This is a genomic window from Lewinellaceae bacterium, from assembly GCA_020636135.1.
Classification (GTDB): Bacteria; Bacteroidota; Bacteroidia; order Chitinophagales; family Saprospiraceae; genus JAGQXC01.
Genome location: JACJYK010000001.1, coordinates 934,692 through 950,834, shown reverse-complemented (window position 1 = coordinate 950,834; position 16,143 = coordinate 934,692). Strand labels below are relative to the sequence as shown.

Annotated in this window: 9 protein-coding genes; 4 read left to right on the top strand and 5 right to left on the bottom strand. The window is 47.2% G+C overall.

The features are described from left to right. Positions 1-123: 123 nt before the first annotated feature. Complete coding sequence (locus H6570_03555) at positions 124-1,851, bottom strand: O-antigen ligase family protein (GenBank protein ID MCB9318333.1); 1,728 nt, start codon at positions 1,849-1,851, stop codon at positions 124-126. Between the two features lie 123 nt (positions 1,852-1,974). Between H6570_03555 and H6570_03550 the strand changes: the two genes are divergently transcribed. Continuing rightward, entirely contained in the window at positions 1,975-3,729 is a 1,755-nt protein-coding gene (locus H6570_03550) for an ATPase (GenBank protein MCB9318332.1), read from the top strand. Between the two features lie 11 nt (positions 3,730-3,740). Continuing rightward, a complete protein-coding gene (locus tag H6570_03545) occupies positions 3,741-4,424 on the top strand; it encodes a TrkA family potassium uptake protein (protein ID MCB9318331.1) in 684 nt (227 codons plus the stop codon). A 72-nt stretch (positions 4,425-4,496) separates the two neighbouring features. Here H6570_03545 and H6570_03540 read toward each other — a convergent pair whose 3' ends face one another. After that, a complete protein-coding gene (locus H6570_03540) occupies positions 4,497-10,019 on the bottom strand; it encodes a T9SS type A sorting domain-containing protein (GenBank protein ID MCB9318330.1) in 5,523 nt (1,840 codons plus the stop codon). Between the two features lie 275 nt (positions 10,020-10,294). Beyond that, complete coding sequence (gene glpK / locus H6570_03535; protein ID MCB9318329.1) at positions 10,295-11,788, bottom strand: glycerol kinase GlpK; 1,494 nt, start codon at positions 11,786-11,788, stop codon at positions 10,295-10,297. Between the two features lie 124 nt (positions 11,789-11,912). Here glpK and xth point away from each other — a divergent pair, with 124 nt between their 5' ends. Together xth and H6570_03525 are read left to right on the top strand one after the other, a co-directional pair. Beyond that, positions 11,913-12,674, top strand: coding sequence for an exodeoxyribonuclease III (xth, locus tag H6570_03530; protein ID MCB9318328.1), 762 nt, complete (start codon positions 11,913-11,915; stop codon positions 12,672-12,674). Positions 12,675-12,815: 141 nt separating this feature from the next. Beyond that, positions 12,816-13,160 carry a DUF2853 family protein gene (locus H6570_03525; protein MCB9318327.1) on the top strand — a complete coding sequence of 115 codons (345 nt, stop codon included), beginning with the start codon at positions 12,816-12,818 and terminating at the stop codon, positions 13,158-13,160. 84 nt (positions 13,161-13,244) lie between these two features. Here H6570_03525 and manA read toward each other — a convergent pair whose 3' ends face one another. After that, a complete protein-coding gene (manA, locus tag H6570_03520) occupies positions 13,245-14,444 on the bottom strand; it encodes a mannose-6-phosphate isomerase, class I (GenBank protein MCB9318326.1) in 1,200 nt (399 codons plus the stop codon). After that, a complete protein-coding gene (gene pgi / locus H6570_03515; GenBank protein ID MCB9318325.1) occupies positions 14,431-16,062 on the bottom strand; it encodes a glucose-6-phosphate isomerase in 1,632 nt (543 codons plus the stop codon). The genes manA and pgi overlap by 14 nt, the downstream gene beginning before the upstream one ends. Positions 16,063-16,143 lie beyond the last annotated feature (81 nt).

Below are 16,143 nucleotides of genomic sequence, written 5' to 3'. Positions count from 1 at the left end.
GGGAATTCCCGATTGAATAATTCAAAGCCTGGATTTATGATCGGATGGTTTGTGCTGGCAACAGCAGCTTTTGGTCTTTGGAAAATGTACCAATGGTTTCAGCGCCGTAAGTCCTGATTGGGCTCAATTGGACGTTGAAGCCTTTTGAAATTCCACTATTTTCCGGCGCAATGCTTCTTTCTCATCCGCATTATCCTTCCAGTTGTCCAGTATTTTCAACGCCTCGCTGTATTGTGCCCCGGCCGCATAGGCATTGACCAGATTCCGTGTATATTCCCACCGCGAAGGTGCAATCTGCTTGGCTTTTCCGAAACAGATGATGGCAGAATCCAGTTGGCTTTGTTGGAAATAAATTACCCCCAGGTTGTTCCATACATCGTGATGATTGGGATGGACAAGACGAGCTTGTCTGAAATCATTCAATGCATCGGCCTGCTGTCCCTTATCCAGTGCTGCCATACCAGCATACCAGTCTATGGGTACGGCTGCCTCATCCAGGTTCATCACCGACCGGTTAATTTTGCCGGCAAGCGCAATTATTTTGTCGGGTTGCTTTGCAGCACGTGCCAGCCACAATTTCCGAACCCAATATTCATCAGCGTAATGGAACATTCCGTAGGTGATCATCAAAGCCAAGACCCCGGCTGATGCAATTTTAAGAGGGATGTTCACTTTAAATGAAAGGCCGGACACGGTAGTAGTTCTCAGCGACCAGACCCACCAGGACAGGTAAATCCATTGGATATCCAGACGCAACCGGGGAAAGTCAAAAATACTGAACATGATGTAGGCGCCTACTAAAGCCCGGGAATATGATTTAAGCTTCGGGTCCAGATATCCGCTGTAATACCACACTGATGCCAGAAAAAGAAAAAGCAACAAAGATCCGGGTAACCCAAGCTCCGCAGTAGTCTCCAGCCAGTCGTTATGAGCATGTGTCCAGACCACTTCCTCATCCTTATCACTGTAATATTGATTCGAGGGTATGCCAAGTGCTGGCCACTGGACCTTCCACTGTCCGAGTCCAAAACCGGATAATGGCTCCTCCCGGATCAGATGGAGCGTTTTTTGCCACATGACCAGCCGATCCGAAGCGGTCGGAGATTGCAGTATGTAGGACGGATGTATCCGCAACCTGATCCTTCCCGGGTTGATCCACCAGATCAGCAGGCCAATTACCGGTATGACCCACAGCTTTCGGTATGTTTTCCACCGGATGGGTTGATGTAATAACCAGATCACTCCAAATGCCAGGAGGGCAAGAAAAGCTGCCCGGCTCTGAAGAAACAAGATCAGAGCTAAAGCTAGCAATACCCATCCCTGGATCGCTTTCTTAGGCAAATCAGAATTTAACATAAATGGAAACCAGCCAACCAATATGGCAGCTATCATTGATTTGTGGCCGGAGGGATAATGGATACGATACAATTCCTGATTGGTCCATCCATGCCGGATCCCATTACTCACCAGTAAAACAGCGACGATCAGTGCATAGATCCAGCCCAGATACCCGACCCATGCAATCAAAGAGTGGTGCTTACCCCATTTTTGGGAAACAACCAGGAGGCTGATCACAGGAGTGAAATACAGAAAAAGAGTCCAGACAGATTCTACGAGATTATATGCCCATATGATGGATAGTGCTGACCAGGTGATGGAAGCCCCAATCCATAGGAAGGGCTTTGGAATAAACCATCGTCCGGAGCTTTGCCTGTCCGGTAAACCCAGACACTCTAAAGCCAATATCAGTATAAAAAGAGCCCTGAAGATTTGGTAAGGCTCGATCAGTCCCGGCCCCGTTATGAAGAAGACAGCTCCCCACAAAATCCAGAGCAAATGCCTATTCTGCATTATCCACCACTTTAGCCTGATGCCGGGACATAAGAATCAAGTTCACTTTCAAATAAATATCCACATAAGGTAATTTCCAAATATAGGTCAGAACGTTATAACTTTCCGCCCTTAATTCTCGGGATGTCCGCTCTTACAAAATGGTTTGATCGCTTGTCTATGTTCCTGAGTATGGCCATCATAGCCTTCTTCATCTGGGACTTTGGGTTTGAACATGTTCACGGCGTACTCTACTCCTACCAGTGGGTTTACTTCTTGTATTTGTTTATTGTGGCGCCAATATCCTTTTACGGTGACCGGGAAAAATGGAGGTCTTTCCACTGGAGTTACTTCAAGACATTCTCTTTTATCATCCATTTTATCAGTTTATTGACCATTTTTTATACAGCTTATGACCTGCTGTTCAAAGGAATCACCTTATGGCACCAACATGCCCTGGGCAGTTTTAGTCTCGCCTGGATCCTGTTTTTCGCCGGATTGATCTCGATCCAGCATTCCCTGTATCTCGAACGGTTCAAAATACATCCTAACCTGTTGTTCACCTCCAGTTTTACGCTGATCATCTTAATTGGTTCGCTGTTACTGATGTTGCCCAATGCAACGGAGGAAGGAATAGATTTCATTGACGCTTTGTTTACGGCTACGAGTGCCGTTTGCGTAACGGGACTTACCGTCATGAACACTGCAACTGATTTTTCTGATCTGGGTCAGTGGATCATCCTGTTTCTGATCCAGATCGGGGGTATAGGCATCATGACTTATACCGGACTTGTCGCCTACATTTTACGGGGAGGCAGTTCGATCAGCAATCAGATCATCCTGAAAGAGATGGTTAACGCCAAGGTCATTGGCGGGGTAATGAATGTGATCCGTAAAATTCTTTTCATCACGTTGATGACGGAGACCATCGGTGCCTGTATCCTGTATTATTTTATGCCTGAAAGTTCTGGATACCGCACGGTGCCTTACGCTGTCTTCCATGCGGTTTCAGCATTTTGCAATGCGGGATTCTCTACCATTACCGATGGGCTCGCTGACCCGCATATTGCCCAGGCAGGAGGCGTTTTGATGATCATTATGACCCTCATCATCCTTGGCGGTTTGGGATTCAATATCGTGTTTGACGTTTACGACGCCGTGATCAATCGCCTGCATCGCCTCTATCTTGAGGTGATCCGTAGGGACCAGCTGCCCCCATTACGTAAGAAAGTTCATATCAACACCCGCATCACGCTGGTTACAACCGGTAGTTTGTTGCTGTTCGGTACCATCATGTATTATATCCTGGAAAAACACCAGCTGTTTGGCAAACTGGATGAAGGCCAGCGCTGGCTTCAGGCCATGTTTATGTCTGTCACGACCAGGACAGCCGGGTTTAACACCATGAACCTGAATACCCTGAGCCTGGCGAGCATTATGGTAACTTTGCTGCTGATGTATGTAGGGGCCTCACCGAACTCGACCGGCGGCGGTATCAAGACGACCGTATTTGCAATCGGAATATTGAATATCGTCAGCCTGACCCGTGGAAAAAAGAATATAGAAATAGAAAGCCGGATTGTTGCCGAAAACAGCATTCGCAAGGCATTTGCGGTGATCGGGCTATCCATTCTGGCCATAGGTATATACATATTTTTACTCTCGCTAAGTGAAAAGCAGTTTACTTTGAATCAGATGATCTTCGAGGTATTTTCTGCTTTTGGAACCGTTGGTCTTTCGCTTGATGTGACTCCTCACCTATCCACCATCGGAAAGGTGATCATTATTTTTGCCATGTTTACCGGCAGGGTTGGATTATTTTCACTCATGCTGGGGCTGGTCCCTAAGGCCGCATCCATGCGCTATCAATTACCAGCCGAGGAACTCGTCGTATATTAGAACACGAAATCATGAAATACATAATAATCGGAATCGGAAACTTTGGCCTCGCGCTGAGTGAAAAATTAATGCTGCTAGGACATGAAGTCGTGGCCGTGGATAAGCGAATGGAGAAAGTCGATTCAATCAAAGACCGCGTCACTCTGGCCCTCGCTATGGACACCACGGACAAGTCAGCTGTAGAATCGTTGCCTTTACGTGATGCGGATGTGGTCATCGTGGCGATCGGCGAAGAAGAGGGACCTTCTTTGCTCACAGTGGCTATCATGAAAGAGCTCCAGGTCAAGCGGATCGTTGCACGTACGCTTTCACCGGTCCACTCGACCATATTGCATGCCATGGGTGTTCAGGAGATCATCAATCCTGAGGAAGAAGCTGCCGACCGGTTGGCTCGCCGCCTCATCATCAAAGGGGTCATCGATTCCTTTTACCTATCAGACCGCTTCAATATCGTTGAAATCAAGGTTCCTGAAAAATACATCGGCAAAACGTTGCACGATATCGATGTACGGCACAATCACCGGGTGCTGGTATTGACCATCATCCGCTATAAAAAATTCCGTGGTGCATTGGGTGGTGAATCGGTTAAGCGAAGCGTCCTGGGCGTTGTTGACATTCAGACAGTCCTTGAGGAGGATGACATTCTGGTCATGTTTGGAGATATGAAACACATCTCCCAATTTGGGGTATCCTGATTAAAACAACAAAGGGAATCTGAGTTACAGATCCCCTTTATCTTTTCCCAAAACAAATTTTAACAAACTGTATTAGTCGATAACCACTAGCTTCTTGATGGCAACGTTTGAACCACTTTCCAGCTGATAATAATATACTCCACTGGAATGCAATTCTTTACGCTTGATTGTGACCCGGTGATAACCCTGTGTATAGGACCCGGATTCACGGTATATTTCTTTACCATTTACATCGATGATACGCAATGTTGCGGTACCGGTCGCCGGCAATACAAATCCGATTGACGTTTCACCATTAAATGGATTCGGGTTGTTCTGCAGCAATGCAAACTGATTGATATCGATACCCGACAGCTCTTCATTGGCTTTCAGCTCCATATGGATGATATCACCATTCTGATAACCTTCTGTGGTCGTAATGCTGTTGTTCAATACAAGTGCATCGGTCAACTTAACATCTTTTAAAGCCCTCACCATTACCGTAAACAAGGTGGTACCATCCGCGACAGAAACCGGAGAAACTTCATTCCAGCTTGCTGTGAGGATGCCATCTTTACTTCTATTCATCCCAAAGTTGTCAGGTGTAACCTGCAATACTCCGGCCTCGGTCCCCAGTACCTCCAGGTCACGAGCTGCCAGCGTGAACTGGAATCCTTCGATTTGCTTGAAGTCTTTAGCCATGATGTTGATGGCCACTTCCTGCCCAGCCACTACGGACTGATCGGCAATCTCTAAAACCAATGGTTGGTGATCACGTACCTCAGCGCCTTGCAATTGCTGGCTATTGGCCTTATTTGAGTTGTTGACATCACCTATTTTTATTCCGATGAAATTGGCTTCCAATTGTGCCTGATCATCTACCGTCACTTCTGTCGATTCGGTGTATTCCCATGGTGCCTGATTATTGGCAAATGTCTGACCGGCAGGTAAGAAACGCCAGCTCTTGTCCTCGGGCAATGTTTCCACTACACCGAGTACCACTTTTCTGAGTTGCACCAGATCGATAGCCGACAGTTTCCGGTCTCCGTTAATGTCAGCAGCGATCAGGCTGTAAGGCCCGTTGAGTGGTTTAACACCCAGAATATGTTTTTGTATTTCCAGGATATCCAGGGTGCTGATACCATTGGTAAAGTCATTGTTACGTTCCGGTACGATCCGATAGGTTTTCTGACCCTGCAATCCCGTAAAGACAAACTTACCATCCGCCTTGGTATCGAATGAAGGGTACGAATTACTGGAGTTCTCCAATCCAACATTAACAAACTCTACTGTCACCGACTGGCTGGTTGTGATCTGACCTTCCAGCGTAGTCAGGCTGATATCTGGACAAGCATCAGAACCTGGTTGAATCAGCATATAGGTTTCACAGAATTCGTAGTTGCCTTCCTCATCCCAAACATAAATGGTGACACTGATCTGACCAATGTTATCGCAGGTCAGGGTGCGGTAAGAACTTCTCATGTCGGGATCATACAGAGGATCATCGTCGGGGTTTACCGGACCAAAAGTGAACCGCAGTTTATCCTTTGGAGTGCAATTGTCATAGCTGCCGGCATCCAGGTCAATTGCCCAGATATCGACTGAACCAGAAGTAGGCATGATCACTGTAGCAATGCCATTATAACAATAAGGAGTAGGCTTCTTGCAGTCCCGGATCGTAAACGTTGTATAGCATGTATCCTCGTTGCCACAAAGGTCTGAAGCGATCAGACATACACCATGTGTGCCTACCGGATAGGTTCCGTTCAAAACGTGTCCTTGTCCATAGATGTAGGCTGCTGGAACATTCTTCTCGTAGGGTTTGACGATATAACGATATCGCAAGTCACCGGCGGGAGTACAAATGTCCGTGGCACTTCCAAGATCATACGATACCGGAGTCTCATCGCAATTCGCGTCGTAGATACAACCTTCAGGCAGAACATTGCATGTAACGACCGGAGCATTATCATCAATAACTTTGATGACCTGGAGATAAGTCATAAAGCCGTCTCCGTCGTCTTTCAGGTTACGGTGCACACAGCAGCGGTCGTCACTGGCTACCAGTCGGTCATCGACAATGATGTCCGGATAATGCTGATGCAGGTCCGGACTATAAACACACCAATCGACTATTTTCCAGGTCCGGAGTATCTTATAACAGGCGCCCTCGACAATATCGTATTTCTCATCCGAATAGGTCACTCCGATCAGTTCACAATCGTCGTCACTGATCTCTGGATAACCTGCTCCTTCCGGTGTAGCTGTAAGATCTAACCCGTCTTCATCGCAATAAGCAAGCACATCCGTAGGGAAGATCACCTCGAAATCGGAGCGGGAAACCACATGCAAGGTTTGCCGGTCAGAAGACTGGTTACCGCATTTATCGGTCGCAGTTATTGTTTTATACAAAGTACCGATGCCACATTCATTCAACCCACCTTCGATGGTTTCTTCCACATCAGGATACCAGCAGTTGTCGCTGATCACCCAGTCACCTGCTGTTTCATCAAAATAGTCACGTGGATTGGGCTTGGCGCCTTCTTCGCGATCGTAACTATCCAGCATCAGCCAAACCCTGCAATAAGTGGGTTGCCAGCTGTATGTATCGTACCATGCTGAATAATCATCACAGGATGGCTTTCCGGTATAATGGTAGGCATCACCGCAAGCAGAACCGTGGTAATATCCGTATTCACTATCCCAGGGTACCTTGACGCAATACGCAGCTGGTGCATAAATATCCGCAATGGAAGAGCAGCTTGACAAAAGGTCGTCCGATTCAGAGCAAATGTCATGGGCAAAAGAAGCTCCCTCCCAGTGGACCCGGGTTCCGGCCACGGTAATGACACCTGCATAAGGCACTCCATCACAATAAACATAGATATCCGGAGCTGCCTGAACAACCGGGGGTTGTTTATCATCCTTCAGCACTTCAATCATGCAATCGTTGTACAGGTGCGGGAAGTGCCAGCGGCTATTGGCCATCAAAGTCCGGGTCACCTGTGTTTCCGATCCATAAGGCTGTGCCACCCGGCTTTCCCATTCGGATTGGGCTGATGCCGGATTAAATACAATAGCACAGAATGTCTCCAGGTATGGCGCATGTTCGTTCAGCTGATAAGCACATTCCTGGCCATATAGAGGATTATCCCAACCAATACCTCCCTGGAATCTATCATCACAGATCAGTCCGGGCCGCGGGTCACCGTAATGAATGTAATCATTGAGGCGCCATAAATAATAAGAAGCAAAATCTGCGGATAAATTCCACCAGTACCATTCATGTTCTCCTCCATAGAAGAGATGGTCGTCGTAAAGGGGCTGACCGCAAGCTTCGTAAACCCGCATGACAAGCATCTCATTGCCACATTCGGTCACGTCGATGTAATCATCAAAAACAAAGACATTGATCCATTCTTCAATCAAATCATCGTAATACTGCTGATTGTCCAGATAAGTATAATGTCCGACACAATTCACGATGTAATCATGCCAGTGTTCCCTCCAATAGGTGATGGTATCCATGCTGGCCACTGCGAAATGCAACTGGTCGCAGCAATTATCGTGGCTGCCATCATCCAGATCTTTTGCGTAGATCCGTGCCCAGCAAGAATCCGGATCGAGAGTGGTTTGTGTTATTTCATCACAGACCGGCGTCGGAGGTGTATTATCAAAGACGCTCACCCCTTGCAAAAGCTGTGTTTCATTCCAGCAACGGTCACGAATGGTGTAGGTAACGCAATGCCATCCATCCGGAAGGTAGATATGAGCTGTACCGCCCGGAGTGATCTTACCTTGCTGAACAATGGATTTACCAGGATGGGCAGGATCCAGATATTCTACTTCATAAAGGACTTCAAGGACATCATCACAGTCTTTCTCGACATACTTTCGGGGGTCCGGAAGGGTAACCGTGGATTTACAATCGTGTGCATCGCTACCTGACTCAATGACTTCACATAGCAGGTAGGCCGGAGAAGCGACGGCTTTATTGACCAATGTCGAATAGCGCATTACTTCCAGGTCACTGCAGTTACCCCCATCGAGATTGGAGATATAATCCAGGTCCAGTTCCGGACCGGACTGATCCACCATTTTAAACCATTGCACACATTGTGTATCCGTAAGAGTACACCAGTCGTAGATGGTCCAGACGCGACGGATCTTATAGGATTTTCCACAGGTTGGAATTACAAAGTCTTCGTATTCCGCAATGAACTGGCATTTTGATTTCTGATTGAATACCGGACCGGTATCGGTATGGTCCGGAAGAAAGTAAGCATCGGGCTGCGTGGTGTCTACACTGGACAATTTCGGCGCAGGGAAATATCCATCATCCTTGGTCGGCCAGGGATGAGCAAATCCCTGGGCATCCAGGTAGGTATCCCCATTTTTGCCGGTATTCCACAGCAACTCCACATATTTACCATTACGCGCTACTTCTGTCGTACAATCAATCAGTGTATCCGGTGGACAAACCAGAGAGTCCAGGGTCTCACGCCATACGAACAAGGTATCAGAGCAATTGCGATAATTGCCCCAGACATCGGTAACGCGGGTTTGCCGTGCCACATATCCAAGGAACATGGTATCCACACCACAGTCGTAACCGACCCACTTCATCGACAATATGTCCATTCGGGGATCTCCATAGAGCCGGCAGTTGTCACTCGTTGTCACCGCGTGTACCTGTTCATCCAGGTTCAGGCAGCTCACCGTAACATTCTGACAGACCATCTGGGGTGGGTACTTGTCTTCAACTTTGATGTTGCCCCAGCAATAGTTATTGGTATACGGGTCAATAACCTTATAAATCATGGTTTCGCCGACCAGGGATGCGTCAACGATGTTGCGACCAGGGTATAAATCTTTGTAAAATGGATATGGATATTCAAGCATGAGGATAAGATCCTGACAGCTTATGGGATCGTATCCGGCCAGGACATCACCCGGTGATACAATCCGGCTGCAGGTTGAATTGAGTGAAATGGTCACATCGTCGTGGCAAGCAAGGATGCATTCTGCGGCTGGACCACGCGACACCAGGTTTGTTCTTAATTCAAAATTGCCAAGGTCGAGTGACAAGAGATAAATGACTACCGTCAAAGCGCCATCATCTGCTTTACTCATGATCCGGTCAAACCCATGAAGTGTATTAAATTTGCTTCCGTTTTTCTGACTGTCAAATAGGGTATCCACTTTGGCAGTCGGCTGGCTTGGATTGGGTGAGTAACAATAGGTATTGGTAAAGATCGATTCATCCAGGTCACCACTGAATATCAATAATCGTCCGGTAATGAATTTATCATTGGGATAACCAATAATGAAATTGGGGGTGAGTGATAATTCAACCATCATCTTGGGATCCTGAGGATACACCTTGGTCACCGATATGCAATGATAATAGCCTTTTTGTAAGTTGGTGACATTGCCTACGACCATGTCGCAACGATCCGTCTTGATTTCTTTTTCAAGGGTATCACCATTGTTTACATAAATGGTCTTTGCTGGCTGGCAGAGTCTGGTAAGTTGAACCTTTTGGGCCGGGAGCAATGTCGCGGTTAAAAGGTATAATGGTAGGAGTAAACTCAGACGTAAAGGATATGAGTTCATAATTCAAGTGTAAAATTCACTAAATATGTACCAAAGAATGTGCCACAATGGTGACCATTTCATCGGTATATCACGGGATTACAAGCCTCAGGTAAGACTGAAGGTTATAGCGAAGTAACCTATTTAAGTAGCTCATTGTGAGCACTTTTTAGTTAAATTTTAGCCTTAAATTGAAGAAACTTTATGTGAGAAATAGGGCTAATATTTATCCGTAACAAATTGAATTTGATACAAATGAAAATTACTACAAATTGTTAAAAGTAAGTTTTGTTTTTTCACGCATCTTTTGACCACCCCATGGTGCGTGAAACAGCTTTTTGCCATCCTTGATACAGGGAATTTCTTGTAGTATCCTCCATATCCGGCTTAAAAATTCTATCCAGTGCCCATTGCTTTCTGATCCCCTCCGTAGTCCAGAAGTCAACAGCTAAACCAGCCAGGTAGGCTGCTCCCAGGGCTGTGGTTTCAATGATCACTGGCCTTTCGACCGGTACATTGAGAATATCAGCCTGAAACTGCATCAACAGGTTATTTGCACTGGCTCCTCCATCAACTTTCAGGGTATGCAGCTGAATGCCGGCATCATTTTGCATGGCATCGAGCACATCCCTGGTCTGATAGGCCAAGGACTCAAGGGTGGCCCGGATGATGTGAGCTTTGGTAGATCCCCTTGTCAGGCCAAATATGGCTCCCCTGGCATACATATCCCAATAAGGCGCCCCCAATCCGGCAAATGCAGGTACGACATAGACACCTTCGGTATCGGTCACTTTAAAGGAGAAATATTCACTATCTGGAGATTCATCGATAAGCTTCAGGCTGTCGCGCAACCACTGGATGGCAGCGCCGGCGATAAATATGGAGCCTTCCAGGGCATAAACCACCTCTCCGTTCAGTCCCCAGGCAATGGTTGTCAGCAAGCCGGAGTGCGAACTCACCCGTTCTGTTCCGGTATTCATAAGCATAAAGCACCCGGTCCCATAGGTGTTCTTTGCCATACCTGCTTCAAAGCAAGCCTGCCCAAACAAGGCAGCCTGTTGATCCCCCGCTATACCCGCAATTGGAATTGTGGTGTCACCGAACAATGCTGGATGGGTCGTTCCATAGACCTGGCTACTGGGACGTACATCAGGCAGAATGGATGACGGTATATCCAGGCTTCCGAGTAGCCGGTCATCCCATTTAAGGTGATCGATATTAAAAACCATGGTTCGTGAGGCATTGCTGTAATCGGTAACATGGCAAGCTCCATGAGTCAGATTCCAAATCAGCCACGTATCTATGGTTCCAAAACACAAAGCACCTTCGGAAGCCAGCTGGCGGGCTCCCGGCACATGATCCAATAGCCACTTGATCTTGGTCCCGGAAAAATAAGCATCGATTACCAGCCCGGTATTGTGCCGCACATAATCCTCCAGCCCCTGGGCTTTCAGCTCATCGCATATCGATGCCGTACGCCGATCCTGCCAGACGATCGCATGGTGGATGGGCTTACCGGTATTCCGGTTCCACAGGACGGTGGTTTCACGTTGATTGGTAATACCGATTGCTCTGATCTCCCCGGCCTGGATGTTGCATTTCCGGATGACTTCACGGGCAACCTGGAGCTGCGTATCCCAAATTTCTTCGGCATCATGCTCCACCCATCCGGGTTTGGGAAAATATTGGGTGAACTCCTGCTGAGCTACACCGGTTATTGCACCGTTCTGATCAAAAAGAATGGCACGGGAACTGGTCGTTCCCTGGTCAAGGGCTAAAATATAGGACATTTGTTGCGATACTTTAATCATGCAAAAGATAGGAAAAAAGTAGTTTGCAACCCGTGAATTTCAACCTAGTCGAACGGGTATCTGCGGCTTTTTATATTTTTGAGCATCCATCAATGTATTGAATATGAAGATCGTCTCCTGGAATGTGAATGGCCTGCGGGCAACACGCAAAAAAGACTTTGATGCTTCCATGAAGCATGCGGGACCTGATGTCTTATGCCTGCAGGAAACGAAAGCGCAGGATGATGAAGTACTTGCTGAACTTGGCGAATGGAGCGACTATCACATTCACATCAATTCTGCGGACAAGAAAGGATATTCAGGCACAGCCATACTTTCAAGGGTTGAACCTATTGGTGTGTCTTTCGACATGGGGGTAACCGACCACGACAGCGAAGGTCGTGTTATCACCGCTGAATTTACAGACTACTATCTGGTGAACACCTATGTTCCCAATAGTGGTCGAGGGCTGGTCAGGCTGGATTACCGGCAGACCTGGGATACCGACTTCCTGTCTTTTCTGAAAGAGCTAGAAAAGAAAAAACCGGTCATCCTGACGGGCGATCTGAATGTGGCTCACCGGCCTATAGATCTGGCCAATGACAAAAGCAACTACAATAAAAGCGCCGGATATACGCAGATTGAAATCGATGGGTTTCAAAATTTACTCGATGCCGGCTGGGTAGACAGCTTCCGTCATCTTCACCCCGATACCATAGCTTATACCTACTGGAATTATATGTTTAAAGCCCGGGAACGTAACGTGGGCTGGAGGATCGATTATTTTGTAGTAAGTAACCGCCTGGTGCCAAAGATCAGGGCATCCTACATGCTTCCGGATGTTATGGGGTCCGATCATTGCCCCATCGTTTTGGAATTGAACTGATACCAACCCGGTGTTAATCCCCGCTCTGACCCTACAAAACCTGGAAAAATAGGTATTGTATTAATTAATCTTTACATTTGATACACGCAAGGACATTCCGTGCGTTCTCTATTTGCAATCAATCATTAAAAAATCCTAATTATGAGCAAATTTGATGAATGCGTCAGTCTTTATGAAAAGGAGATGAAAGACAAACTTGGCATAAAAACTGTCGATGGCGCTTTATTGAAATCCGTTACCAAAGGTTGTGGTCCTTCCATTTACCGTAATGATGCCAGTAAAGTTTCAAGTGGAGATCCTCAGGAACTTGAGCGGGTAAAAAAGAACTTTCTGATCAAGAAACTTGGTTTGAAAGATGGTCCGGAACTGGACAAAGCAATTGCTAAAGTTGTGGATACATTCGGATCCAGCAACCGGAACAAATACCGCGCGATCTTTTATTACTTGTTGGTAAAAGAATTCAAGAAAGAGTCCATGTACAAGTAAGGTTGTACCATACCCCGAAGACTTAAGCCGGTCCCTAGTGACTGGCTTTTTTATTTTAGTGCCAAAGGGAAAAGCAGGATCAGGTCAACATGTCCCAAGATAAGCCAGTAATACATCATCTGCCTGAATCCGGCAATCGGTCTCGGGCAATAAATAAAAAACGCTACCCGGTCGAAGTGCCCGGCTCCGGCTATCGTGCAGGATCTTTCCCTGGCCGGAAATAACGATCAGTTCTCCCGGAGCTCCGGCAGGGATTTGAACCGACTGGCCCGGCTCTAACCGGTATTCGTACAATTTAAAATCCGGAACTGGGACATGAAAAATCCGCCCGTTGGGAGTGTCCTCCGCTTTTAAGATCTCCGGCTCAACCGATTGAGAATCCACGTGTTGTAACAGCAGATCCACATCCACGTATTTCGGTGTAAGCCCTCCTCTGAAGACATTATCGGAATTGGCCATGATTTCCACATTCTGTCCCTCCAGATAAGCATGGGGTATGCCTGCATCCTGAAATATGCCTTCGCCAGGCAAAAGGCACACCAGATTCAACAGAAATATGGAAAAGATGCCACGATCCAGGCCATACTGCATAAAGGCCCTGGCTGCCCAGTATTCCGGTTGATAACGGGTTAACTCACCACGCTGGTAGGACGGTAATATTCGGTCGCGCAGCGGACTGAGGTAATCAAAGAGCTTAGCATCCGAAAGCTGCATGATGTGTGCATAAAGCCCTTTCACGTGCTTCTTGCGAAGAATACCCGGAAACTCTTTCCACTCCGGTACCCGCGCCAGGATCTGCTGGAGCGATTTTTCATTTTGAAATCCATGCAGCAGCCAAAATTCTGAAATGGCCACCATGAGTTCCGGCTTGTGGTTTGAATCTTTAAATACCCGGTCGTAAGCATCCAAAGGACGCCGGAGTTTTTCCTCCCGGGCATATCCGATCTCAGCATTTGCCTTGGTTGGGTGGATCTGGATGGATAACATATCCTGAACATCCAGGACCTTGAATAGGAAAGGCAGATGGTCTCCAAACCTGGATTTCAGAGGTTCTCCGAGCCAAAATTCCGGTGAACTCCGGATCAGTTGATCCAGTGGCTGCCATTTGTCGTCCCAGAAAGCCATCGAAGGCGCTTTAGGATGGTCTCCAATCCACCATTCCGCGAATGGCTCACCCTGATCGTTCTGAATGCCGGCCAGGGATGGAATCAGGGCCTTACCACCCCAGGCATAGTGCTGAATGGTCGGCTGAATTGGAATGGGAGGGGTCTTACTTCCAGTCATAAATGGCAGCTAATAATCCGTTCGTTGAAGAGTCAAGGGATGCATCTGTCCGTCCATCCTCCAGGAAAGGATGGATTTGAACCGCTAGTTTTTTACCGAGTTCCACACCAAATTGATCGAAACTATATATGTTCCAGATAATGCCCTGCACGAAAACCTTGTGTTCGTATAACGCGATCAGTTGTCCGAGAGCAGATGGCGACAAGGATTTCATCAGTATGGTATTGCTGGGTCGGTTACCCGGAAACACCTTGTGGGGTACTACTTTTTCGGAGGCTTTTTCTCCACTATCCAACACCTCCTCCCGGGTACGGCCGAGCATCAATGCACGTGATTGTGCAATAAGATTGGCCAATAACCAATTATGATGGCCGGGAAGCGGGTGAGATGGTTGAACGACGCCGATAAAATCGCTGGGTATTTCGATCGTTCCCTGATGGATCAGCTGATAAAATGCGTGCTGTCCGTTGGTACCGGCTTCACCCCACACGATCGGACCGGTAGCATAATGAACCGGATGACCATTACGATCGACCGATTTACCATTGCTCTCCATGTCCAGTTGTTGCAAATACGCCGGTAGCCGGTGCAGATACTGATCATATGGCAGGACTGCGAGCGTACTCATCTTCAGAAAGTTAATATTCCAAACTCCGATAAGCCCCATCAATGCGGACATATTTTCCAGCAAAGGAGCTTTACGGAAATGTTCATCCATGGAATGCATCCCATCCAGAAGCTCCCGGAAAGCTTTAAAACCTACCGTCAATGCGATGGAGAGGCCTATTGCGGAGGAAAGCGAATAACGTCCGCCTACCCAATCCCAAAATTCAAACATATTCCGGGTATCAATGCCAAATGCAGCCACCGCTTCCGCATTGGTGGAAACAGCGACGAAATGATCCTTGACTGCGGCCTCATTACCGCTCTGATCTACGAACCATTTCCGGGCACTTTTAGCGTTGGTCATGGTTTCCAGGGTTGTGAATGTCTTGGAGGAAATAATAAACAGAGTAGTCTCTGCATTCACCTCCTGCAATACCTGATAAAGGTGATTTCCATCTACATTGGACACAAAATGGGGTTGAATTCCATCGACCCAATAAGGGCGGAGTGCCTCGGTTACCATCACCGCTCCCAGATCAGAACCGCCGATACCTATATTTACGATGTCGGTAATTTTTTTACCGGTACTCCCTCTGGTAACTCCCTGGTGGATGGCTGCGCAAAATGCTTCCATCTGATCGAGTACCCGGTATACTTCCGGTATTACATCGACACCTTCGACAAAATAATGGGCGTCGCGAGGTGCCCTCAGTGCAGGGTGCATAACCGCCCGGTGTTCGGTTTCATTGATGAGTTCTCCGCTGAAAAAAGCTGCGCGGGCTTCTTCCAGACCGCAGGCGGATGCCAGTTCTGCCAGCAACTGCAGGGTAGATTGGTCCAGCCTGTTTTTGGAATAATCCAACATCAATTCATTGTGACGGATCATCATGGTCTCACCGCGATGAGGATCCTCCTCAAACCAGGCCTTCAATAATTTATCCCGTATCATATCAGCCTGCAATTCGAGTGCTTGCCAGGCCTGAGTCGTCAGTGGATTGACTTTCGGTAACATAGGCGAAATAAATTCAAGCACGAAAATAAAGGTTATCTTCATTTCCATCACACGGCAATATTAAACTTTACGTCAACTTAC

What these genes read in the sequence shown, in the direction of transcription:
- xth (MCB9318328.1), top strand. Translation starts at nt 11,913, where the DNA reads ATGAAGATCGTCTCCTGGAATGTGAATGGCCTGCGGGCAACACGCAAA.
- manA (MCB9318326.1), bottom strand. Translation starts at nt 14,444, where the DNA reads ATGACTGGAAGTAAGACCCCTCCCATTCCAATTCAGCCGACCATTCAG.
- H6570_03555 (MCB9318333.1), bottom strand. Translation starts at nt 1,851, where the DNA reads ATGCAGAATAGGCATTTGCTCTGGATTTTGTGGGGAGCTGTCTTCTTC.
- H6570_03540 (MCB9318330.1), bottom strand. Translation starts at nt 10,019, where the DNA reads ATGAACTCATATCCTTTACGTCTGAGTTTACTCCTACCATTATACCTT.
- H6570_03525 (MCB9318327.1), top strand. Translation starts at nt 12,816, where the DNA reads ATGAGCAAATTTGATGAATGCGTCAGTCTTTATGAAAAGGAGATGAAA.
- H6570_03545 (MCB9318331.1), top strand. Translation starts at nt 3,741, where the DNA reads ATGAAATACATAATAATCGGAATCGGAAACTTTGGCCTCGCGCTGAGT.
- glpK (MCB9318329.1), bottom strand. Translation starts at nt 11,788, where the DNA reads ATGTCCTATATTTTAGCCCTTGACCAGGGAACGACCAGTTCCCGTGCC.
- pgi (MCB9318325.1), bottom strand. Translation starts at nt 16,062, where the DNA reads ATGTTACCGAAAGTCAATCCACTGACGACTCAGGCCTGGCAAGCACTC.
- H6570_03550 (MCB9318332.1), top strand. Translation starts at nt 1,975, where the DNA reads ATGTCCGCTCTTACAAAATGGTTTGATCGCTTGTCTATGTTCCTGAGT.